This window comes from Sagittula sp., from assembly GCF_052825245.1.
In genome coordinates this window covers 624369-643641 of record NZ_JBRBWD010000032.1, presented here as the reverse complement: position 1 = coordinate 643641, position 19273 = coordinate 624369, and the positions used below count along the sequence as shown (strand labels likewise).

22 protein-coding genes are annotated in these 19273 nt (G+C 61.9%); 10 read left to right on the top strand and 12 right to left on the bottom strand.

Annotated features, from left to right (window positions below; genetic code table 11):
* Positions 1 to 391 (top strand): YjbF family lipoprotein (locus ACU0DV_RS14130; RefSeq protein WP_446241680.1); only part of this gene is annotated, 391 nt, incomplete at its 5' end.
* Here ACU0DV_RS14130 and ACU0DV_RS14125 read toward each other — a convergent pair.
* A complete protein-coding gene (locus ACU0DV_RS14125) occupies positions 385 to 1017 on the bottom strand; it encodes a sugar transferase (protein WP_446241679.1) in 633 nt (210 codons plus the stop codon). The two genes, ACU0DV_RS14130 and ACU0DV_RS14125, sit on opposite strands and share 7 nt — an antisense overlap.
* On the bottom strand, positions 1005 to 1865 hold the full coding sequence (locus ACU0DV_RS14120) for an NAD-dependent epimerase/dehydratase family protein (protein WP_446241678.1): 861 nt from the start codon (positions 1863 to 1865) through the stop codon (positions 1005 to 1007). Before ACU0DV_RS14120 ends, ACU0DV_RS14125 begins: the two co-directional genes overlap by 13 nt.
* 165 nt (positions 1866 to 2030) lie before the next feature.
* On the opposite strand from ACU0DV_RS14120, the gene ACU0DV_RS14115 reads away from it, so the two are divergent.
* Complete coding sequence (locus tag ACU0DV_RS14115; protein WP_446241677.1) at positions 2031 to 3242, top strand: MFS transporter; 1212 nt, start codon at positions 2031 to 2033, stop codon at positions 3240 to 3242.
* Between the two features lie 3 nt (positions 3243 to 3245).
* Here the strand turns inward: ACU0DV_RS14115 and ACU0DV_RS14110 are convergent, their stop codons facing one another.
* The 3 genes from ACU0DV_RS14110 to ACU0DV_RS14100 all read right to left on the bottom strand — a co-directional run bounded on the left by ACU0DV_RS14110 (position 3246) and on the right by ACU0DV_RS14100 (position 5535).
* Complete coding sequence (locus ACU0DV_RS14110; RefSeq protein WP_446241676.1) at positions 3246 to 3686, bottom strand: Smr/MutS family protein; 441 nt, start codon at positions 3684 to 3686, stop codon at positions 3246 to 3248.
* Between the two features lie 152 nt (positions 3687 to 3838).
* Positions 3839 to 4837 carry a murein transglycosylase A gene (gene mltA, locus ACU0DV_RS14105; RefSeq protein WP_446241692.1) on the bottom strand — a complete coding sequence of 333 codons (999 nt, stop codon included), beginning with the start codon at positions 4835 to 4837 and terminating at the stop codon, positions 3839 to 3841.
* A 38-nt stretch (positions 4838 to 4875) separates the two neighbouring features.
* Entirely contained in the window at positions 4876 to 5535 is a 660-nt protein-coding gene (locus tag ACU0DV_RS14100) for a Tim44/TimA family putative adaptor protein (RefSeq protein WP_446241675.1), read from the bottom strand.
* A gap of 141 nt (positions 5536 to 5676) precedes the next feature.
* On the opposite strand from ACU0DV_RS14100, the gene ACU0DV_RS14095 reads away from it, so the two are divergent.
* Positions 5677 to 6171 (top strand): FxsA family protein, encoded by a 495-nt coding sequence (locus tag ACU0DV_RS14095; RefSeq protein WP_100928691.1) that lies wholly within the window; start codon positions 5677 to 5679, stop codon positions 6169 to 6171.
* 57 nt (positions 6172 to 6228) lie between these two features.
* A complete protein-coding gene (gene secB, locus ACU0DV_RS14090; protein ID WP_100928690.1) occupies positions 6229 to 6726 on the top strand; it encodes a protein-export chaperone SecB in 498 nt (165 codons plus the stop codon).
* A gap of 15 nt (positions 6727 to 6741) precedes the next feature.
* On the opposite strand, the gene dnaQ is transcribed toward secB, so the two are convergent.
* The 4 genes from dnaQ to ACU0DV_RS14070 are packed head-to-tail and all read right to left on the bottom strand — an operon-like array spanning position 6742 to position 9443.
* Complete coding sequence (gene dnaQ / locus ACU0DV_RS14085; RefSeq protein ID WP_446241674.1) at positions 6742 to 7431, bottom strand: DNA polymerase III subunit epsilon; 690 nt, start codon at positions 7429 to 7431, stop codon at positions 6742 to 6744.
* Positions 7424 to 8017: a dephospho-CoA kinase gene (gene coaE, locus ACU0DV_RS14080; protein ID WP_446241673.1), complete on the bottom strand. Its 594-nt coding sequence runs from the start codon at positions 8015 to 8017 to the stop codon at positions 7424 to 7426. The genes dnaQ and coaE overlap by 8 nt, the downstream gene beginning before the upstream one ends.
* Positions 8014 to 8847 carry a shikimate dehydrogenase gene (locus ACU0DV_RS14075; RefSeq protein WP_446241672.1) on the bottom strand — a complete coding sequence of 278 codons (834 nt, stop codon included), beginning with the start codon at positions 8845 to 8847 and terminating at the stop codon, positions 8014 to 8016. Before ACU0DV_RS14075 ends, coaE begins: the two co-directional genes overlap by 4 nt.
* Positions 8844 to 9443, bottom strand: coding sequence for a Maf family protein (locus ACU0DV_RS14070; protein ID WP_446241671.1), 600 nt, complete (start codon positions 9441 to 9443; stop codon positions 8844 to 8846). Before ACU0DV_RS14070 ends, ACU0DV_RS14075 begins: the two co-directional genes overlap by 4 nt.
* 538 nt (positions 9444 to 9981) lie before the next feature.
* Here ACU0DV_RS14070 and rho point away from each other — a divergent pair.
* Genes rho through ACU0DV_RS14040 form a run of 6 tightly spaced genes read left to right on the top strand, consistent with a single transcriptional unit; the run spans position 9982 to position 16779 of the window.
* A complete protein-coding gene (gene rho / locus ACU0DV_RS14065; protein ID WP_100928685.1) occupies positions 9982 to 11253 on the top strand; it encodes a transcription termination factor Rho in 1272 nt (423 codons plus the stop codon).
* Positions 11254 to 11260: 7 nt separating this feature from the next.
* Complete coding sequence (gene mnmE, locus ACU0DV_RS14060; protein ID WP_446241670.1) at positions 11261 to 12544, top strand: tRNA uridine-5-carboxymethylaminomethyl(34) synthesis GTPase MnmE; 1284 nt, start codon at positions 11261 to 11263, stop codon at positions 12542 to 12544.
* Positions 12545 to 12547: 3 nt separating this feature from the next.
* Positions 12548 to 14425, top strand: a complete 1878-nt coding sequence (gene mnmG / locus ACU0DV_RS14055; protein WP_446241669.1) for a tRNA uridine-5-carboxymethylaminomethyl(34) synthesis enzyme MnmG — start codon at positions 12548 to 12550, stop codon at positions 14423 to 14425.
* Complete coding sequence (gene rsmG, locus ACU0DV_RS14050) at positions 14425 to 15042, top strand: 16S rRNA (guanine(527)-N(7))-methyltransferase RsmG (protein ID WP_446241691.1); 618 nt, start codon at positions 14425 to 14427, stop codon at positions 15040 to 15042. Before mnmG ends, rsmG begins: the two co-directional genes overlap by 1 nt.
* Entirely contained in the window at positions 15035 to 15844 is an 810-nt protein-coding gene (locus ACU0DV_RS14045; RefSeq protein ID WP_446241668.1) for a ParA family protein, read from the top strand. Before rsmG ends, ACU0DV_RS14045 begins: the two co-directional genes overlap by 8 nt.
* Before the next feature lie 26 nt (positions 15845 to 15870).
* A complete protein-coding gene (locus ACU0DV_RS14040; RefSeq protein ID WP_446241667.1) occupies positions 15871 to 16779 on the top strand; it encodes a ParB/RepB/Spo0J family partition protein in 909 nt (302 codons plus the stop codon).
* Here the strand turns inward: ACU0DV_RS14040 and hemW are convergent.
* Genes hemW through rph form a run of 3 tightly spaced genes read right to left on the bottom strand, consistent with a single transcriptional unit; the run spans position 16776 to position 19247 of the window.
* Positions 16776 to 17933, bottom strand: coding sequence for a radical SAM family heme chaperone HemW (gene hemW / locus ACU0DV_RS14035; protein WP_446241666.1), 1158 nt, complete (start codon positions 17931 to 17933; stop codon positions 16776 to 16778). The genes ACU0DV_RS14040 and hemW overlap by 4 nt on opposite strands.
* Positions 17926 to 18537, bottom strand: coding sequence for an RdgB/HAM1 family non-canonical purine NTP pyrophosphatase (gene rdgB, locus ACU0DV_RS14030; protein WP_100928679.1), 612 nt, complete (start codon positions 18535 to 18537; stop codon positions 17926 to 17928). The genes hemW and rdgB overlap by 8 nt, the downstream gene beginning before the upstream one ends.
* Positions 18534 to 19247 carry a ribonuclease PH gene (gene rph, locus ACU0DV_RS14025; protein ID WP_446241665.1) on the bottom strand — a complete coding sequence of 238 codons (714 nt, stop codon included), beginning with the start codon at positions 19245 to 19247 and terminating at the stop codon, positions 18534 to 18536. Before rph ends, rdgB begins: the two co-directional genes overlap by 4 nt.
* Positions 19248 to 19273 lie beyond the last annotated feature (26 nt).

Here is a 19273-nt window from a genome sequence, read left to right as displayed (position 1 = left end):
GGCGCGGCAGGCCGTCGTGATGCGCGACGGCATGATCACCGCCTCGCGCGGGCTTGGCGGCGACCTCATGTCCACCGAAGAGGACGAGCTGCTTTACATGATCCAGTCGCGCGCGGGCGGCAACGTCAGCTACGTGCAGCGCTTCCTGACGCCGGAGTACAAGACGAAGGAAATCATCTACCATTGCTCTGTCCGTCCCGGCGCGGGAGGTCACACGACGCTGGGCCGGGCCACGATGCCGACCTCCTCGGTCGGTGTGTCGTGCCAGGCAGCGGGCGAGGCGTCCTTCGAGAACAGCTACTACGTGGCCGGAGACGGGACGATCGTCAGCGGACGCCAGTGGATGGGCGAAACCCTCGGGTATCTGGACACGCAGCTTCTCCGCTACTGACGTCCTTTCCGGTCGTGCATCGTCACCCGGCCGAACACCGTCGCGAACATCAGCCGCATGTCCGAACAGGGCGTGCGGTTTTTCGCATAGATGAGGTCCAGCCGTGCCTTCCGCGGGATGCAGCGGCGGCAGTAGATGTCTTCGGTGTGCTCCGGCGTCGATGCGCCTGACAGCAGTCTTTCCTCATGCGCGTGGAATGCCTGCGATGCGAGGCCGGTAACGCCCGGACGTGCTGCCAGCACCTTGTCGTATAGGGCGGGAAACATCTCGACATATCTGCGAAGCGGCGGGCGCGGACCGACGAAACCGACATCGCCCCTGAGGATGTTCCAAATCTGTGGCAGTTCATCCAGCCGCGTCCGTCTGAGCCATGCACCGGTGGAGGTGATACGCGCGGCCTTGTGCCCGCCGGTCACACCCCCGTCCCGCTCTGCCGGCTGCATGGTACGAAATTTCCAGAGCGTGAAAGATCTGCCCGGGTCGTGCATCCGTTCGGAGCCATAAAAGACCGGCGGGCCTTCCCTCCACAGCACGATCAGCGCCACGGCCAGGATCAACGGCGACAGCAACAGCCCGAGGCCAACGGCATAGATCACATCGAGGATACGGAACGTCAGGCGGGACATGGCAAGAACCCCCCTGCCCGCGCCTGCACAACCAGCTCGGCAGGCGATGAAGCGATCCGCAGATCCGGCAAGAGCCTGCCCAGCTTCGACGTGTCGAGCACGACGGACTGGATGGCGCCCGGCGGCGCCGACGTCCACCTTACGTCCATGCCCGCGGCAGTCACGATGTCCGCCATGGCCGTCGCCTGACGTGCAGCGACATTATAAGTGCCTGATATGGCTGTGTTTTCTGTCAAGGCTTTGAGCACGCGGACAAGGTCGACCGTGCCGATGTAGCTGCGCTGCGGGCCGGTGCCGTCGGGAAAGCGGTCGACCGTCACCGAAGGCCCGCGGCGCAGGCTCTGCCCGAGGCTGTCCGCCCCGGCGACGTTGCCGAGGCGCAGGACGATAGAGCGGACGGCTTCCCCATTCGGCCGGTGCCAGGCGGCATTCGCATCTTCCATGTCGCGCTTGGCAACACCGTATGGGCCGACCGGCTGAAGAGCGTCTGCCTCATGAAACGCCCTGTCCGCCGCACCGTACACCGCAGCGCTGGACATATGGATAACCTGCAGCGCACCGACAGCGACCGCCAGATCGAGCGCCGCCTCCGCGAGGCGGGCATTGTCGCTCAGCACGCCGGAGGTCGCTCCCCACAAGGCCAGGATAGCACGGGTTTCGCTGGCCAGAACTGCCGGAACATCATCGCCGGGCTTCCACGTGACATCTGCCAAGCCCTCTTTCCGCGCAACGGTGATCAGCTCACCGCGCGAGGGCCAGAGCTTGGACACCATGCGCCCGAGCTTGCCGTTCGCGCCCAGCACGATGATCTTTCCCCTGCGGAGGTCGTCTTCCTTGGCTGTTGTCATCCCGATCCGTGTCCCCGCGGACTTCGGACCACGTTAACCGTAAAAACCTTGAAGGATCGTTACCGCCGCCCCGACCCGTGCAGGCGATGTGGAATTAGGCAACGCCTGACAGCCGGCATCGCAGTTCCACTTGTGCCCGCCCCGGTTCCGTCCGATAGCGGAAACATGAGTCTCCTTCGCTTTCTTTCCGAGAACATCCAGTGGCTGGCGGCAGGTATCCTGCTGACTTTCCTGTCGAGTTTTGGCCAGACGTTCTTCATCTCGATCTTCGCGGGGGAAATCCGCAACGCGTTCGGGCTGAGCCACGGACAATGGGGCCTGATCTACACCATCGGCACGTCGGTCTCGGCGGCGGTGATGATCTGGGCGGGATCGCTGACCGACTTCTTCCGGACACGGGTCCTGGGGGCGGCAGTCCTGTCGATGCTGGCCGCGTCCTGCCTGTTCATGGCGTTCAACACCTGGGCGGCGCTGCTGCCCGTGGTGATCTTTGCACTCCGCTTTACAGGTCAGGGCATGGCCAGCCACCTTGCCGTCGTCTCCATGTCGCGCTGGTTCGTGGCGACACGGGGCAAGGCGCTGTCCGTTGCTACTCTCGGCTTCGCAATTGGTGAGGGCCTGCTCCCCCTGACCTTCGTGTGGCTGATGACCCGGATGGACTGGCGGCTGCTCTGGGTCGGCGCTGCGACGGTGGCGGTTATGGCGATCCCTCTGCTGGTCATGCTTCTGCGTCAGGAACGTACGCCGCAAAGCCACGCGGAAACAGACCACTCTGTCGGTATGGAAGGGCGGCACTGGCGCCGGCCCGAGATGCTGCGCCACTGGTTGTTCTGGTTCATGATCCCGGCGCTTCTTGGTCCGTCCGCCTTCAACACCGCGTTTTTCTTCCAGCAGGTCCACTTCGCAACCGTGAAGGGATGGAGCCACCTGGAACTCGTCGCTATCTTCCCGCTGTACACGGCCGGGTCGATCACCGCGATGCTGGTGTCCGGCTGGCTGCTGGACCGCTTCGGGACGCCACGGCTGATCCCGTGGTACCAGCTTCCCATGGTCGTCGGTTTCACGCTTTTCGCGGTGGGACAGAGCCTGTTTTCCGCCCTGATCGGCCTGATCTTCGTAGCCATGACCGCGGGCGCGAACACCACCCTGCCGAACGCGTTCTGGGCAGAGTTCTACGGCACGCGAAGCCTTGGCGCGATCAAGGCGATGGCGGCGGCGGTGATGGTGCTGGGCTCCGCGCTCGGGCCCGGTCTAACCGGCGGTCTGATCGACGCAGGCGTGGGGATCGAGGTTCAGTATCTGGGTGTTGCGGGCTACTTCATCTTCACGACGATCTGCATGGCCATCGGCGTGCGGCGCGCGGCGAAGTTTCTCTGATCCTTACCGCGCCCGCCGCAGGTAGACGTAGTAAGCGCCTGCGCCGCCGTGCCTCTGGTGTGCAGGCGTGATCTGAAGCACCGCCGCGGCCAGAGGTGCCATCTGCAGCCACATCGGCACCTGCTGACGCAGCACCCCCCGCTGCCGTGGCGCGGGATCGTAGGGATCGGGTGCGGCACCTTTTCCGGTGATCACCAGAACGAGCCTGTGGCCCTTTGCGTGTGCGCCCATGATGAAGCGTGTCAGGGCCGGATGTGCACGGTCCAGCGTCATCCCGTGCAGGTCGATGCGGGCATCCGGCGTCAGCTTCCCGCGCTTGAGACGCTGGTAGGCCTTGTGATCCATGTTGACCGGCGCCGCGTGCAGGTGGTCCGCCGCTGTCTTCGGAAAATAATGCGTCTCCGTGTGGTCCGGCGCCTTTGCCCCCATGGAAAAGGGTGACACGTTCTCTGTCACAGGCTTCGAAGGACGGCTGTTTGGGACCGTCGGTTCGGAAGGTGAGAGTTTCCGTGATTTCAGGCTGCCCGGCAACGGCTTGGCACTGCGAGCGATCTGCGACCAGAGCTCCAGTTCATCGGGACGCACGCGGCGCCGGCTCATTGCACCCAGTCCGGTGCGAAGGCGTAGGCGCGCTGGATCGGCATCAGGACGACCATCCGCCCGGGGTCCTTCACGCCGCCTGCAATGCGCCCGGCCTCGTCGCCGGTCCCGTAGAAGATATCGGCCCGCTGCGCCCCCTTGATCGCGGACCCGGTGTCCTGCGCGATCATCAGACGGTTCAGCGGGGTTTCGCCCTTCTTCTCGATCCACACGGGCGCGCCGAGCGGCGTATACTTCGGATCGACGGCAATCGACCGCATCGTCGTGATCGACCGGTTCATCGCGCCGAGCGGCCCCTTTTCTGCGGGCACCTCGCTCACTTCGCGGAAGAAGACATAGCTGTTGTTGTGGAACAGCAGCTCTTCGCCCAGCATCGGATTGCTGCGGACCCATGCCTTGATGACCTGCGCGGACACCTGGTGCATGTTGAACAGACCGCGCCGGACCAGTTCCTTGCCGATGGACCGGTAATCGTGCCCGTTCGATCCACCGTAACCCACGCGAATGTGACGACCGTCCGGGAAACGCACCCGCCCGGAACCCTGGATCTGCAGAAAGAACAGCTCCACCGGGTCGTCGACCCAGGCGATTTCCAGCCCCCGCCCCTCCATGACCCCGGAGGTCAGGATATCGCGGCGGCTCAGCCACGGGCGGTTGAGGCGCGCTTCGGGCGGCATCGCATAGATCGGATATTGGTAGCGACCTGATCGGAACGGCGCACCGTCGAGTTCAGGCTCGAAATAGCCGGTGAACAGCGGTTCGGCCCCGTCGCTGATGACGACCGGCCGGAACAGCAGTTCGAAGAAGCCGCGCGCATCGTTCGTGGCCAGAGCGAGTTTGCACAGCGCCCGCCAATCCGGATCGTTCATGTCGCCGCAGGTGTTGCGGAACACCTCAAGCGCCGCAAGGTGGTCGTCCTCTGCCCAGCCTTCGAGGTCGTCGAAATCCAGCACAGTGTACGAGGTCTCGTCCTCGCCTTCCGCCGAGGCGCTCATGGGAAAGAGAACCAGCGAAAGCGCGAAGACAAGTCGGATCATTCGTCCGTGGCGACCAGTTGCCAGTTGGGATCGTCTGCGCCCATGACGCGCGCGTAGGTCCAGATGTCCTTCTGACGCTTCACCGCGGTCGGGGATCCTTCGACGACCTCGCCCTCGGCGTTCTTCACGACAGAGGTCAGTTCGCCGACGTAGCGCACGGTGATTTCCGCCTCGCGCGTGTCGGGGTCGAAAGATGCGCCGGCCAGCGTCATTTCGCGAACGCCGACAAAATTCGCCTCGATGGTCAGGCCTTCGGCCTCGCGGGCCTCCACCACGTCGGAGAAGGTCTCGAAAACGTCATCGGCGAGGAACGGTTTCAGCCCCTCGATATCGCCCCGTTCGAAGCCCATGAGGATCATCTCGTAGGCACCGCGCGCACCGCCAAGGAACTCCGACACGGAGAAGCTCGGCTCCACCCGTTTCATCGCGGCCAGCGCGTTGGCGGCATCGCTGCCCTCTGCGACGTGGTCGGTGATGTCGTGGTCAGGGCCGCCTTCGATCACCTCGAAGTCGCGGCGCGACGTGGTTTCCTTGCTCTTGCCGGAATGCGTTGGCCGCTCGAACCCGTCGCGCGTCCCCAGCACGCTGCGCAGACGCAGCACGAGGAAGACGGCGATCCCGGCCAGGACAAGAAGCTGGAGGAGCGGATTCTGCATCGGGGCCTCATGATGGGTACGGATGGAAACTTTGGCTTCGGGTTCCTATGTAGGTGACGTGTCTGAACAAGTCCACACGGGCGGCGGTGAAGTGAACCGTTGGCCGGATATGGTTCGGACATTGGTCAAGGAGGAATGCGCATGTGGCTGTTTCTGGTCTTTCTGATGGTCCCGCTGATCGAGATCGCCCTTTTCATCCAGGTGGGCGGGCTGATCGGCCTGTTGCCGACGCTTGCCATCGTCGTGCTGACAGCGATCATCGGCACGTACCTCGTGCGGTCGCAGGGCGCGCGGGCGCTTGCCGACCTCCGGCGCAGCTTTTCCGAACTTCAGGACCCCAGTGAGCCGCTGGCGCATGGCGCGATGATCCTTCTGTCGGGCGCGCTCCTACTGACTCCGGGGTTCTTCACCGATGCCGTGGGCTTTGCCCTGCTCGTCCCGGGCGTCCGGTCCGCCGTGATGCGTTGGGCGCGCCAGCGGATCAAGGTGACGCGTTTCCAGATGGGGCCCGAACCGCAGCGCCCCCCGCACCGCGACCCGACCCCTGCACGCGGTGATGTGATCGACGGTGATTTTACCGAAGTTCCGCAGGGCAAGTCGCCGAACCACCCCGGTTCCGGCTGGACGAGGCATTGAGAAACCCATCGGCGCCTGTTAATCCAGCTTTCAAGAAATTCAACCGGAGTACAATTCATGGCAGATTCCAACGGGGCAGCCCAGGCGCCTCAGCCGCCCAAGATGAACGTGCTTGCGCAGTTTATCCGTGACCTTTCGTTCGAGAACATCCTGTCCCAGAAAGGCGTGTCCGGCGAAGTGCAGCCCGACGTTCAGGTTCAGGTCAACCTCGACGCCAAGAAGCGGACGCCGGAGCACCAGTTCGAAGTCGTCATGAAGTTGAAGGTGGAGTCGAAGGCCAAGGAGTCTTCCGAAATCCTCTTTATCCTCGAACTCGACTACGTGGGTGTGTTCCACATCGAGAACGTCCCCGAGGACCAGCTTCACCCGTTCCTGCTGATCGAATGCCCGCGGATGCTTTTCCCGTTCGTGCGCCGCATCGTGTCGGACGTGTCCCGCGACGGTGGCTTCCCGCCGCTGAACCTGGAAACGATCGACTTCCTCGCGCTCTACCGTGCGGAGCTTCAGCGCCGCGCCGCCGCGCAGCAGGAAGCCTCCAGCGTTCCGACGCAGTAAGTCAGCGGGACGCGATCAGGACCGGTTCCAGATCGCGTTTTCCCCGAGCTTTTCGACAAAGGCGGCGTGAGCCGCCTTTTCCGTGTCCGTCAGGCGCGATGGCAACGGCGTGGACCGCGGCTTCGGCCGCCAGTTCGTCACTGTTTCACCGACACTCGGCGTGGAGGACGCAGCGGTCAGCCCGAAATCCGGCTGCTTGCCCCCGATAAGCTCGAGGTAGACCTCAGCCAGGATTTCAGAGTCGAGAAGCGCGCCGTGCAGGGTCCGCGACGAGTTGTCGATCCCGAACCGGCGGCAGAGCGCGTCGAGCGAAGCAGGTGAGCCGGGGAATTTCCGGCGTGCGATGTCCAGAGTGTCGATGGCGCAGTCCTTGGCCAGCGTCGGACGGTTGGCCCAGCGAAGTTCGGCGTTCAGGAATTTGACATCGAAGGCGGCGTTGTGGATCACCAGTTTCGAGTCACCGATGAAGGCGCGGAACTCGTCGACGATTTTGGCAAAGACCGGCTTGTCGCGCAGGAAATCGTCGCCCAGGCCGTGGACGGCAAAGGCCTCCTGCGGCATGGACCGTTCCGGGTTGATGTACTGGTGATAGGTGTTGCCGGTCGGAACGTGGTTGAACAGTTCCACGGCACCAATCTCGACGATGCGGTCGCCCTGCTCCGGCTCGAACCCCGTGGTTTCCGTATCGAGTACGATTTCACGCATGTCTCAGCCTTTCTTCGATCTCGCGCAGGATGTGAAGCACCTGTGCGCGCGCGTGTTCAGGCGTATCCGTCTCTATCGTCCATGTCGACCGGGCGCATTTTTCCTCGGACGGCATCTGCCGGGCCAGGATGCGCTCAAGGTCCGCATCGGTCATGGTGCCCCGCGCAAGGACACGCTCACGCTGTATTTCACGTGAAACAAAGACGCAGGCGGTCGCGTCCATCTCGGCGTCGCCGCCCGTCTCGAACAACAGCGGAATGTCGAACACCCCGATCCTGTCGGCGTTGTCCCTGACGAACGCCTCCCGATCTGCCCTGACCAGCGGATGCACGATGCGTTCGAGATCCGGCAGGGCCTCGGGATCGCGGCCGATGAGAGTCTTCAGCACGTCGCGGGACACAGCACCGTCCCGGATGGCTTCTGGAAAGCGCTCTCGGATCGGATCGACCGCGGCGCCACCAGCGGAATAGAGCCTGTGCACCGCGGCGTCGGCATCCCAGACGGCGCATCCTTCGGCAGCAAAGATCGCTGCCGTCGACGACTTGCCCATGCCGATTGATCCGGTCAGCCCCAGCTTGAATCTCATCGCAGGACGGCGGCGCGTGTCGCTTCGTCGACCTCCGGTCGCGTGCCGAACCACCGTTCGAAGCCGGGCACCGCCTGGTGCAGCAACATACCGAGACCGTCGACCACCGTGCTGCCGGCACGCTCGGCCTCGCGCAGGAGCCGGGTCTGGAGCGGCGTGTAGACGAGATCGGAAACCACCATGTCCGGAGTGAGCGCATCCAGCGGAACGCGGAACTCCGGCTTGCCGGTCATGCCGAGGGACGTCGTGTTCACCACGGTGCGGCAATCGTCGATGATGTTGCCGGCCTGCACCCAATCGTGCACCTGAACTCGGTTGCCGAAATCGGACCGCAGCTGTTCCGCCCGCACACGTGTCCGGTTGGTCAGCCGGATTTCGGGCACACCCACGTCGATCAGGGATGCGATGACGGCACGGGCAGCACCCCCTGCCCCGAACACCACCGCCGGCCCGGCGGAGGGTTCCCAGTTCGGCGCCGACTGCCTGAGGTTCTCGGTGAACCCGTAACCGTCGGTGTTGTCGGCGTGGATCCTGCCGTCCTTTCGGAAGATCAGGGTGTTCGCCGCACCGATCAGCGTCGCCCGGTCAGACGCGAGATCGGCAATCTCCAGAATCTTCTCCTTGTAAGGAATCGTGACGTTGACGCCCATGAAACCGAGTTCCGGCAAGAGTCGGATGGTCTCGGCAAGTTTGTCGGCGGGCACCTCGATGGGAATATAATGTCCCGGAATCCCATGTTTCCTGAGCCAGTGCGCGAACAGACGCGGCGACCTCGAATGCGCGATGGGCTTGCCGATGACGGCGGCGAGGGGAATTCGAGGCAGGGTCATGAAGGGATGGTTCCTCTGACGGACAGGAAGTTGAGCAGTTCGAGCATGGGGAGCCCGAGGATCGTGAAATGGCTGCCTTCTACGCGGGCGAAGAGACGTACGCCCTCCTTCTCGAGCTTGTAGCCACCGACGGAGGAGCCGACGTCAGGCCAGTTCCTGTCGAGGTAGGCGTCGAGGTAGGCGTCCGAAAAGGTGCGCATCGTCAGCCGCGCGGTGCCGACGTGCCGCCAGACCGGCTTACCCTCTTCATAGATGACGGCTGCGGAAAGAAGCTGATGTGTCTCGCCGCGCAGAGAGACAAGCTGACCGCGCGCCTCTTCGCGGCTGACAGGTTTCGACAGGATGGCGCCCTTGAACGCCAGCACCTGATCACAACCCAGAACCAGGCCTGACGGATGCCGCCCGGACACCTTCTGCGCCTTAGCTTCCGCCAGTGTATCGGCGATATCACGCGGCGTCGCGCCTTCGGCAAGCAGCGATTCCCGAATCATGTCTTCGTCGATCCGGGCCGGCTCTGACGCGACGTTCAGGCCGGCGGACCGGAGCAGGCTGGCGCGGATTTCGGAGCCGGAAGCGAGGATCAGGTCCTCTTTCATGGGGATAAATCTTGGTATGAGTGTGTGGGCTGGATCGATGACGTTTGTGCGAAAATTCGGTTCTACATGCAAGCACGGGAAAGATCGCGAGTTCCGCCCTCGTCCTTCGCCGGGCTTGCCCATGTTGACGAGGATATCTCATGGCGCGTGACAATCGCGGTCGGATGCGGTTCATCCCGTGGTTTTCCAACCCCGCTCCTGCGCGATTTCATATGCATAAATTATTGAAATAAATAAATATTTCTAAGTTCATTGTCAGGTCGTCCAGAGACGATCCCCGAAGTTCTCCATAGGTCTGCGGCGTGTTGGTAAGTGTGTTTACCGTTCCTTAATCCACAGAAATCCCGCTCCCATATCACTTCAAAAACCTTTCTAAATCTTTACTTTATCTATCTTGGAATGACCGGGGACACCGCCCGGAAGTCAGGCATTGACTTCGGATGGTCGGAAGGACTACCTCTCTGTCGTTCCTGTTCTGGATCATGTTCTCCCTAGAAACGAAGAAAGCGCGACACGTGTTGTTGTCGCGATGTGGCGTATGAGCGAAGAAAAACTGAACCTTGCCGATCTGAAAGCGCAAAGCCCCAAGGACCTTCTGGCCATGGCGGAAGAGCTGGAGATCGAGAACGCCTCGACCATGCGCAAGGGCGAGATGATGTTCCAAATCCTCCGGGAGCGGGCCGACGAAGGCTGGCTCATCTACGGGGACGGCGTTCTGGAGGTGCTTCAGGACGGTTTCGGTTTCCTCCGCTCTCCGGAAGCGAACTACCTGCCGGGTCCGGATGACATCTACGTGTCGCCCGACATGATCCGGAAGTATTCGCTGCGGACAGGCGACAGCATCGAAGGCGAGATCCGCGCGCCTGACAACGAGGAGCGCTACTTTGCCCTGGTTTCCGTGGCTGCGATCAACTTCGAAGATCCGGAACGGGCACGGCACAAGATCGCCTTTGACAACCTGACGCCGCTGTATCCCGATGAGCGCCTGAAGATGGAGATCGAGGATCCGACCATCAAGGACCGTTCCGCCCGGATCATCGACCTGGTGTCGCCCATCGGCAAGGGCCAGCGGTCGCTGATCGTCGCGCCGCCGCGCACGGGTAAGACGGTGCTGCTGCAGAACATCGCGGCGTCGATCGAGAAGAACCACCCGGAGTGCTACCTGATCGTCCTGTTGATCGACGAGCGTCCGGAGGAAGTCACCGACATGCAGCGTTCGGTGAAAGGCGAAGTGATCTCCTCGACCTTCGACGAACCCGCGACACGGCACGTGGCCGTCAGTGAAATGGTGATCGAAAAGGCCAAGCGTCTTGTCGAACATAAACGAGATGTTGTTATCCTTCTGGACTCCATCACAAGACTTGGTAGAGCGTTCAACACCGTTGTGCCGTCGTCCGGCAAGGTTCTCACCGGCGGTGTCGATGCAAACGCCCTGCAACGTCCGAAGCGTTTCTTCGGTGCAGCCCGGAACATCGAGGAAGGCGGTTCGCTGACCATCATCGCGACGGCGCTGATCGACACGGGTTCGCGTATGGACGAAGTCATCTTCGAAGAATTCAAGGGCACCGGCAACTCCGAGATCGTGCTGGACCGCAAGGTGGCGGACAAGCGGGTCTTCCCGGCCATCGACATCCTCAAGTCCGGTACCCGGAAAGAGGATCTGCTGGTCGACAAGATCGACCTGCAGAAGACATTTGTGCTGCGCCGTATCCTGAACCCGATGGGTACGACCGACGCGATCGAATTCCTTCTGTCGAAGCTCAAGCAGACCAAGACCAACTCCGAATTCTTCGATTCGATGAACAGCTGACGCAGCCATGGATACGATCTTCGCCTTGGCGTCAGCGCCGGGTCGGTCCGGCGTCGCAGTGGTCCGCGTGTCCGGAGATCGTTCCTGGGAGGCCGTGAAGGCGCTTGCGGGATCGGTTCCCGAACCGCGACGCATGGTCCTGCGCACCTTGCGAGACCGGTCTGGCGTGCAGCTCGACGAAGCGATGGTTGTGGCCTTTGCGGCCGGGGCCAGCTTCACCGGCGAGGAGTCCGCCGAGTTTCATCTGCATGGAAGCATTGCGGTCGTGCGGGCGGTTCTTGCTGAGCTCGCGCTGGTGGATGGCTGCCGACCGGCGCAACCGGGGGAATTTACGCGCCGGGCGTTGGAAAATGGCTGCATGGACTTTACCCAGGTCGAAGCTCTTGCCGATCTGATCGAGGCGGAAACGGAAGCGCAACGGAAGCAGGCGCTTGCCGTCTTGTCCGGGGCGCTGTCGGGTCGGGTGTCAGAATGGCGTCAGAAGCTGGTGCGCGCGGCATCCTTGCTGGAAGTGACGATTGACTTCGTGGATGAGGACGTGCCCGTCGATGTGACGGATGAGGTCGTCGGTCTATTGAAGGATGTGTTATCCGACATTCAGAGCGAGCTTCGTGGACTCGATGCGGCGGAGCGTGTTCGTCTTGGGTTCGAGGTGGCGATTGTCGGTCCTCCGAATGCGGGCAAGTCCACCCTGCTGAACAATCTTGCGGGCCGAGATGCGGCAATCACTTCGGAAATTGCCGGCACGACACGGGATGTGATCGAGGTGCGCATGGAGGTTGGCGGTCTTCCGGTGACATTCCTCGACACCGCAGGTTTGCGGGAAACGCAGGATCCAGTGGAACGTCTGGGTATCGATCTTGCGCGTCGGCGGGCAGAAGCCGCCGACCTGCGTGTGCACCTGGTGGAGCATGGCGGCCAGCCGGAAATCGAGGTAAGATCCGGTGACATCGTTCGCTGGGCGAAGGATGATTCAGGTGTGTACGAGGACGGGCTTTCGGGTAGGACAGGGTTCGGTGTGCCGCAGCTCTTGTCCCGGATTGAGGAGGTCCTTTCTGAGCGGACGGCCGGGATTGGTCTGACCTCTCGTGAGCGGCATCGGGATAGCCTGATCCGGAGCCGAACCTATCTTGAGCAGGCCGTGTCCGGTCTGGAAGACGGAATGAGTGAAGTTGATATTCTGAGTGAGGATATTCGGCTGGGAATTCGCCAACTGGAAATTCTCGTTGGGAAGGTTGAAGTTGAGCACTTGCTGGACGAGATATTCTCTTCGTTTTGCATCGGGAAGTGAGGAGTGTTTCACGTGAAACAATCGACGTTCGATGTTGTTGTCGTTGGCGCCGGGCACGCGGGCGCTGATGCTGCGGCTGCTTCTGCGCGGATGGGCGCAAAAACAGCGCTTGTGACGCTCAAGAAAACCGACCTTGGCGTGATGTCCTGTAATCCGGCGATCGGTGGTCTCGGCAAGGGTCATCTCGTACGGGAGATCGACGCGCTGGATGGTGTCATGGGTCGCGTTGCCGATTACGCAGGAATCCAGTTTCGTCTTCTGAACCGCCGTAAAGGACCCGCCGTTCAAGGCCCGCGCGCGCAGGCTGACCGTAAACGGTATGCGGAAAAGATGCGGGAGACGCTTACCTCGGTCGAGAACTTGGAGATCGTCGAAGCTGAGGTGGTCGACTTTTCCATTGAGGGTGGGCGCATTTGCGGTGTGGTCCTGCGTGACGGACAGAGTATCTCGGCCCGGTCCGTCGTCCTGACCAGTGGCACTTTTCTGCGCGGCATCATTCATATCGGTGATCGCTCCTACCCCGGCGGGAGGGTCGGTGACGACCCCGCGGTCCGTCTGGCGGAGCGCATCGACGAGCTGGGTCTTCCGCTCGGTCGTTTGAAAACCGGCACACCGCCCAGGCTGAACGGAAAGACGATTGCATGGGGCGGGCTCGAACAGCAGCCCGGCGATGAGGATCCGGTCCTCTTCTCTTTCCTCTCCAAGGCACCAGAAGCACGGCAGATTTCCTGTGGGATCACCTACACAAACGCCAGGACCCACGAGATCATTCGGGAAAACCTCGGACGGTCCGCCATGTACGGCGGTCATATCGAGGGGATCGGGCCCAGGTATTGCCCTTCCATCGAAGACAAGGTGGTCCGGTTTGCGGAGAAGGAGTCGCATCAGGTCTTTCTGGAGCCGGAAGGCCTAGACACCGACACCATCTACCCCAACGGAATCTCCACGTCGCTTCCCGCGGAGGTTCAGGAGGATTACGTTCGCAGCATTGCAGGGCTGGAGAATGTCGAGATCCTGCAACCGGGCTACGCCATCGAATATGATTTTGTCGATCCGACCTCGCTCGATTCCACCCTGCGGGTCAAGCAACTCGAAGGTCTGTATCTGGCCGGGCAAATCAATGGCACGACCGGCTACGAAGAAGCCGCCGCTCAGGGCCTTGTCGCGGGATTGAATGCTGCTGCCCATGCGTTGGGGCGCGAGCGGATACAGTTCTCACGTACCGACAGCTACATTGGCGTGATGATTGACGATCTGACGACCCGCTCCGTAACGGAGCCTTACCGCATGTTTACCAGCCGGGCCGAGTTCCGCCTTTCGCTCCGGGCCGACAACGCGGACCAACGTCTGACGCCGAAGGCCATTGATCTGGGGATCGTTTCTGAAGAACGCGCCAGGGCATTCACTCAGAAAATGGAAGCTTTGAATGCCAGCAAACGTCTTTTGGAAGAGACGTCCTTCACGCCCTCGCAGGTGAAGACGTTGGGAATAGCGGTCAATCAGGATGGAACGCGTCGTTCAGGCTTCCAGCTTCTGTCTTTCAAAGACGTCACGCTCACCCAACTTTCGAAGCTGGAACCGGCGTTCCTTGGCATCGACGAAGCCACCGGTGCTCAGATCGAGAAAGAAGCGCTTTATGCGAACTACCTGGATCGCCAAGCCAGGGACGTTGATACGCTGAGGCGCGACGAGGCTGTTCGCATCCCGCCCGATTTTGATTTCAATGCGCTTCCGAGCCTGTCCAACGAGCTTCGGAAGAAACTGGACGATGTGCGCCCCGAATCCATCGCTCAGGCATCGCGAATTGAAGGAATGACGCCTGCTGCCTTGATGCTCATCCTCGCCAAGCTGCGGCAAGTAGAGCGCAAGACCGTCGCGTGATGGATCTGAACCTTGGACCAGCTTTGAATGTTTCACGTGAAACATCGGAGAAGCTCGAGCTCTATCTTTCGCTTCTTAAAAAGTGGAACCCGGTCATAAACCTGGTTTCACAAAACACCTTGAACGATGCTGCAAGTCGCCATTTTCAGGATTCTGCCCAGCTCATGGATCTGATCCCTGGGAAAAGCCGAAAACTGGCCGATCTCGGTTCTGGCGGAGGGTTCCCCGGCCTCGTGATTGCTATTCTGGCCGAGGAATCGCACCCGGAACTGAAGGTCACGCTCATCGAGTCGGACCAACGGAAGGCGAGCTTCCTGCGCACCGTTCTGCGCGAAACCCAGGTTGATGCAAATGTCGTCTGCAAGCGCATTATGGATCTTCCCGCCCTGGCGGCAGATATCCTGACCGCGCGCGCCTTGGCCCCTCTTCCGGCCCTTTGCCAGTTCGCCAGCCACCATCTGAAGCCAACAGGCATAGCCCTGTTTCCCAAAGGGAAAACTTGGGGAAAAGAGCTCGAAGATGCACGCGCGCAATGGCAATTCGGTTATACTGCGCATACAAGCAAGACAGACGCAGATGCCGTCGTTCTGGAAATACGAGATCTCGCACATGACTGATCCACTGCGGCCAAACGGGCCTCGAATCATTGCCGTTGCAAACCAGAAGGGCGGCGTCGGCAAGACGACCACGACGATCAATCTGGGCGCAGCGCTGTGCGAACTGGGCCAGAAAGTTCTGGTTGTCGATCTGGACCCTCAGGGCAACGCATCGACCGGTCTGGGGATCGAGCCGGAAGATCGTGAATATACGACCTACGAACTCCTGCTGGACGAGGCCGACCTCGATTCCGTGATCCTCACCACGTCGACGGAAAATCTTCACCTGATCCCGGCGACCGTAGATCTCAGTTCAGCGGATATCGAGTTGATCTCGAATGAAAAGCGCAGCTACCTCCTGCACGATGCCCTGCGCCAGCCCGCCATGGCAAAGCTGGACTTTGACGTTGTCCTGATCGATTGCCCACCCTCGCTCAACCTTCTGACGGTGAACGCGATGGTGGCCTCGCATTCCGTGCTTGTGCCGCTGCAAAGTGAATTCTTCGCACTTGAAGGTCTGTCGCAACTCATGTTGACCATTCGCGAAGTCCGCCAGTCAGCAAATCCCAACCTCCGGATCGAGGGCATCGTCCTGACGATGTACGACTCACGGAACAACCTGTCCCAACTGGTCGAAGCGGATGCGCGCTCCAATCTCGGCGATCTGGTCTTCAGCACAGTCATTCCCCGGAATGTCCGCGTCAGCGAAGCGCCGTCATACGCCCTGCCCGTTCTGGCCTACGACACTGCCTCGAAGGGCGCCCAAGCCTATCGCGCGCTCGCAGCAGAACTCATCAAGAAAAACGAAAAACACGCAGCCTAAGGATCGGCGTGACAGAGGAGGCTCACATGGCAGAGAAAAAAGACAACCGTCGCGGCCTTGGTCGTGGCCTTTCGGCGCTGATGGCAGACGTGACACCGGCCACGGAAAGCGCCCCGCAGGAAGGCCCCCGACGCCCGGACCGCCTGCTCCCGATCGAGCAGTTGCGCCCGAACCCGGACCAGCCGCGCCGGACCTTCACGCAGGAACACCTGGACGACCTCGCGAACTCCATCCGCACCAAAGGTGTCATCCAGCCACTTATCGTCCGGCAGGATCCCAACGACGCGAACATGTATGAAATCGTCGCAGGCGAACGCCGGTGGCGCGCCGCACAGATGGCGCAACTCCACGAAGTGCCCGTCCTTGTACGCGATTTCAACGACACCGAAGTCCTCGAAATTGCGATCATCGAGAACATTCAACGGGCGGACCTGAACCCGATGGAAGAGGCCGCAGGTTATCGCCAGCTGATGTTCAAGTTCGGTCACACTCAGGAAAAGCTGGCCGAGGCTCTCGGCAAAAGCCGCTCGCACATCGCGAACCTGATGCGGCTTCTGAACCTGCCGGAAAGCGTCCAGGAAATGGTCTCCGAAGGGAGCCTCAGCGCCGGCCATGCCCGCGCGCTGATCACGGCGCCGAACCCCGAAGTGCTCGCAAAGACCATCGTGGATAAAGGTCTATCGGTCCGTGATACGGAAAAGCTCGTCAAATCTGGTCCCAACCCGGACAAGCCCCGCAAGCCCCCGACCGACGGCGCGTTCCAGATGGACAAAGACGCCGACACGAAGGCGCTCGAAGCGGACCTCTCCGCGGCTCTCGGCATGAAGGTTCAGATCGACCACAAGCCGGGGCAAGAGAAGGGCAGACTGTCGATTTCCTACGATACGCTGGAACATCTCGACGCGCTCTGCGGTCTGCTGAGCACGTACCGTTAAGGCAGAAGCGCCTCGATCACGGAGTTCAGAACCAGGCGTCCCCGGGGGGTTGCGATCAACCTTCCGGCGGACAATTCCATAAGCTCCATCTCCTGCAGAGACGCGACTTGCGCCGAATGGGCGACATTCAGCGACATCTGGTGTAACCTTGCCAAATCAAGTCCCTCTGACAGACGAAGCCCCATCATGAGGTATTCGATCGCCTGATCGTCCCCGCCAACGGCCATACGGCTTTCGTCGCCGGTTTGCGCCTCTTCCACGGCGGACATCCAGCGCCCCGGCATCCGCCAGGCCACGCTTTCGATCCTCTGCGGCCCAAGGTCGAAACGTCCATGGGCGCCGGGACCGACGCCAACCCAGTCACCATACCGCCAGTAAACAAGGTTGTGCCGCGACTCCGCATCGGAGCGCGCGTGGTTCGAAACTTCGTAGGCCGGCATCCCGGCCCGCGCACACATTTCCTGCGTCAGATCGTACATGTCGGCGCCAAGATCATCACTCGGCAAACCGCGCAGCTTGCCAGCCTGAGACCGGTCCCAGAAGGCCGTGCCAGGCTCGATGGTCAATTGGTAGAGCGATAGGTGGTCGACCGCCATGTCGAGCGCCTCACCCAGTTCCTCTTCCCAGTCGGCCAGCGTCTGGCCTTGCCGCGCATAAATCAGGTCGAAGCTGACACGGTCAAAAACTTCACGTGCGATCCCGAACGCGGCCCGCGCTTCGCCAACATCGTGAAGCCGGCCCAGTCGTCGCAGGTCCGGCTCCCGCAGAGACTGGACACCCAGCGACACGCGGTTGACCCCCGCCCGCGCATAGCCTTCGAACCGGGCCGCCTCGACGGACCGCGGATTGGCTTCCAGCGTGATCTCGATGTTGTTGCCGAAGGTCCAGCCCTCCCGCGCCGCGTCGAGCACAGCCGCGACGGTCTCCGGCGCCATCAACGACGGCGTGCCGCCCCCGAAAAAGATCGACCCCAGAACGCGGCCCGGTGTCTCCGCCGCCACGCGCCGTACTTCCGAGGCCAGCGCCGCAGCCCAGCGGGCTTGGTCGATTTCCCGAACGACATGGCTGTTGAAGTCGCAGTAAGGGCATTTGGCCTCGCAAAACGGCCAATGCACGTAAAGCCCAAAGCCCCCCTGCTGCCAGTTCTCAGGCAAAGCAGCCGTCAACGAACTTGCGGAACGCATCGGCGCGGTGGCTGATCTTGTTCTTTTCCCAGCGATCCATCTCTCCGAAGGTCACGTCGTACCCTTCGGGCTGGAAGATCGGATCGTACCCATGTCCCTGCTCCCCGCGCATCGGCCAGACCACGCGGCCTTCCATCTTGCCGGGGAACACTTCGTCCTGACCGTCCGGCCAGGCCAGCACCAGCGTGCAGCAGAACCGCGCGGTCCAGGGCTCCGGCGCACCGGACTGCACCAGCAGGTCGTGCGATTTCGTCATGGCCATCACGAAGTCACGACCAGACTCTGTTTCTGCCCAATCCGCGGTGTAGACCCCCGGCGCCTTGTCGAGCGCGTCGATCTCGATCCCGGAATCGTCGGACAGTGCGGGCAGGCCGGTGGCCTTGGCGGCCGCATGCGCCTTGATCCGCGCATTCTCGACAAAGGTCGTGCCGTCTTCGACCGGCTCCGGCAGACCCATGCCCGCGGCGCCAACAACCTCGACCCCAAAAGGCTTCAGCAGATCGGCGATCTCTTCCAGCTTGCCCTTGTTGTGGGTGGCGACAAGGATCCTGTCGCCCTCGAACTTGCGTGTCATTTCACCGCCGCCCGCTGTGCCGCGACCAGCTCGGCCACGCCCTTTTCGGCCAGGTCCATCAGCTGCGTCATCTGGGTGCGGGAAAAGACGGACCCTTCCGCGCTCATCTGCACTTCGATCAGCGCGTTGTCGCCGCGCAGGATGAAGTTGCCGTCCACGCCGGCCTCACTGTCCTCAGGGTAATCGAGGTCAAGAACCGCCTGCCCCGCGTAGATCCCGCAGCTCACCGCCGCGACCTCGGAGATCAGCGGATCGGTGACGATGTCGCCCGCCTTCATCAGCTTGTTCACAGCCAGCCGCAAAGCCACCCAGCCGCCGGTGATTGAGGCGCAGCGCGTGCCGCCGTCCGCCTGGATCACGTCGCAGTCCACGGTGATCTGACGTTCGCCCAGGGCGTTGCGGTCGACACCCGCGCGAAGGGCGCGACCGATCAGGCGCTGGATTTCCACCGTGCGCCCGCCCTGCTTGCCCATCGCCGCCTCGCGTCGCATCCGGGAAGAGGTCGACCGCGGCAGCATGCCGTATTCCGCCGTCACCCAGCCCTGCCCGCTGCCCTTCACGAAAGGCGGCACCCGCTCTTCCAAAGATGCGGTGCACAGGACATGCGTGTCCCCCATCTTGATGAGGCAAGATCCCTCTGCGTGCTTCGTTACCCCGGTTTCGATTGAAACCGGGCGCATCTCGCTTAAGTCTCGTCCCGACGGTCGCATGATCTGTCCTTTCGTGTTTGTCACGG

What these genes read in the sequence shown, in the direction of transcription:
- ACU0DV_RS14125 (WP_446241679.1), bottom strand. Translation starts at nt 1,017, where the DNA reads ATGTCCCGCCTGACGTTCCGTATCCTCGATGTGATCTATGCCGTTGGC.
- ACU0DV_RS14070 (WP_446241671.1), bottom strand. Translation starts at nt 9,443, where the DNA reads ATGAAAGAGGACCTGATCCTCGCTTCCGGCTCCGAAATCCGCGCCAGC.
- ACU0DV_RS14075 (WP_446241672.1), bottom strand. Translation starts at nt 8,847, where the DNA reads ATGACCCTGCCTCGAATTCCCCTCGCCGCCGTCATCGGCAAGCCCATC.
- ACU0DV_RS14115 (WP_446241677.1), top strand. Translation starts at nt 2,031, where the DNA reads ATGAGTCTCCTTCGCTTTCTTTCCGAGAACATCCAGTGGCTGGCGGCA.
- rph (WP_446241665.1), bottom strand. Translation starts at nt 19,247, where the DNA reads ATGCGACCGTCGGGACGAGACTTAAGCGAGATGCGCCCGGTTTCAATC.
- ACU0DV_RS14045 (WP_446241668.1), top strand. Translation starts at nt 15,035, where the DNA reads ATGACTGATCCACTGCGGCCAAACGGGCCTCGAATCATTGCCGTTGCA.
- secB (WP_100928690.1), top strand. Translation starts at nt 6,229, where the DNA reads ATGGCAGATTCCAACGGGGCAGCCCAGGCGCCTCAGCCGCCCAAGATG.
- coaE (WP_446241673.1), bottom strand. Translation starts at nt 8,017, where the DNA reads ATGAGATTCAAGCTGGGGCTGACCGGATCAATCGGCATGGGCAAGTCG.
- ACU0DV_RS14120 (WP_446241678.1), bottom strand. Translation starts at nt 1,865, where the DNA reads ATGACAACAGCCAAGGAAGACGACCTCCGCAGGGGAAAGATCATCGTG.
- ACU0DV_RS14040 (WP_446241667.1), top strand. Translation starts at nt 15,871, where the DNA reads ATGGCAGAGAAAAAAGACAACCGTCGCGGCCTTGGTCGTGGCCTTTCG.
- rsmG (WP_446241691.1), top strand. Translation starts at nt 14,425, where the DNA reads ATGGATCTGAACCTTGGACCAGCTTTGAATGTTTCACGTGAAACATCG.
- mnmE (WP_446241670.1), top strand. Translation starts at nt 11,261, where the DNA reads ATGGATACGATCTTCGCCTTGGCGTCAGCGCCGGGTCGGTCCGGCGTC.
- rho (WP_100928685.1), top strand. Translation starts at nt 9,982, where the DNA reads ATGAGCGAAGAAAAACTGAACCTTGCCGATCTGAAAGCGCAAAGCCCC.
- ACU0DV_RS14100 (WP_446241675.1), bottom strand. Translation starts at nt 5,535, where the DNA reads ATGCAGAATCCGCTCCTCCAGCTTCTTGTCCTGGCCGGGATCGCCGTC.
- dnaQ (WP_446241674.1), bottom strand. Translation starts at nt 7,431, where the DNA reads ATGCGTGAAATCGTACTCGATACGGAAACCACGGGGTTCGAGCCGGAG.
- mltA (WP_446241692.1), bottom strand. Translation starts at nt 4,837, where the DNA reads ATGAGCGCCTCGGCGGAAGGCGAGGACGAGACCTCGTACACTGTGCTG.
- ACU0DV_RS14095 (WP_100928691.1), top strand. Translation starts at nt 5,677, where the DNA reads ATGTGGCTGTTTCTGGTCTTTCTGATGGTCCCGCTGATCGAGATCGCC.
- rdgB (WP_100928679.1), bottom strand. Translation starts at nt 18,537, where the DNA reads ATGACACGCAAGTTCGAGGGCGACAGGATCCTTGTCGCCACCCACAAC.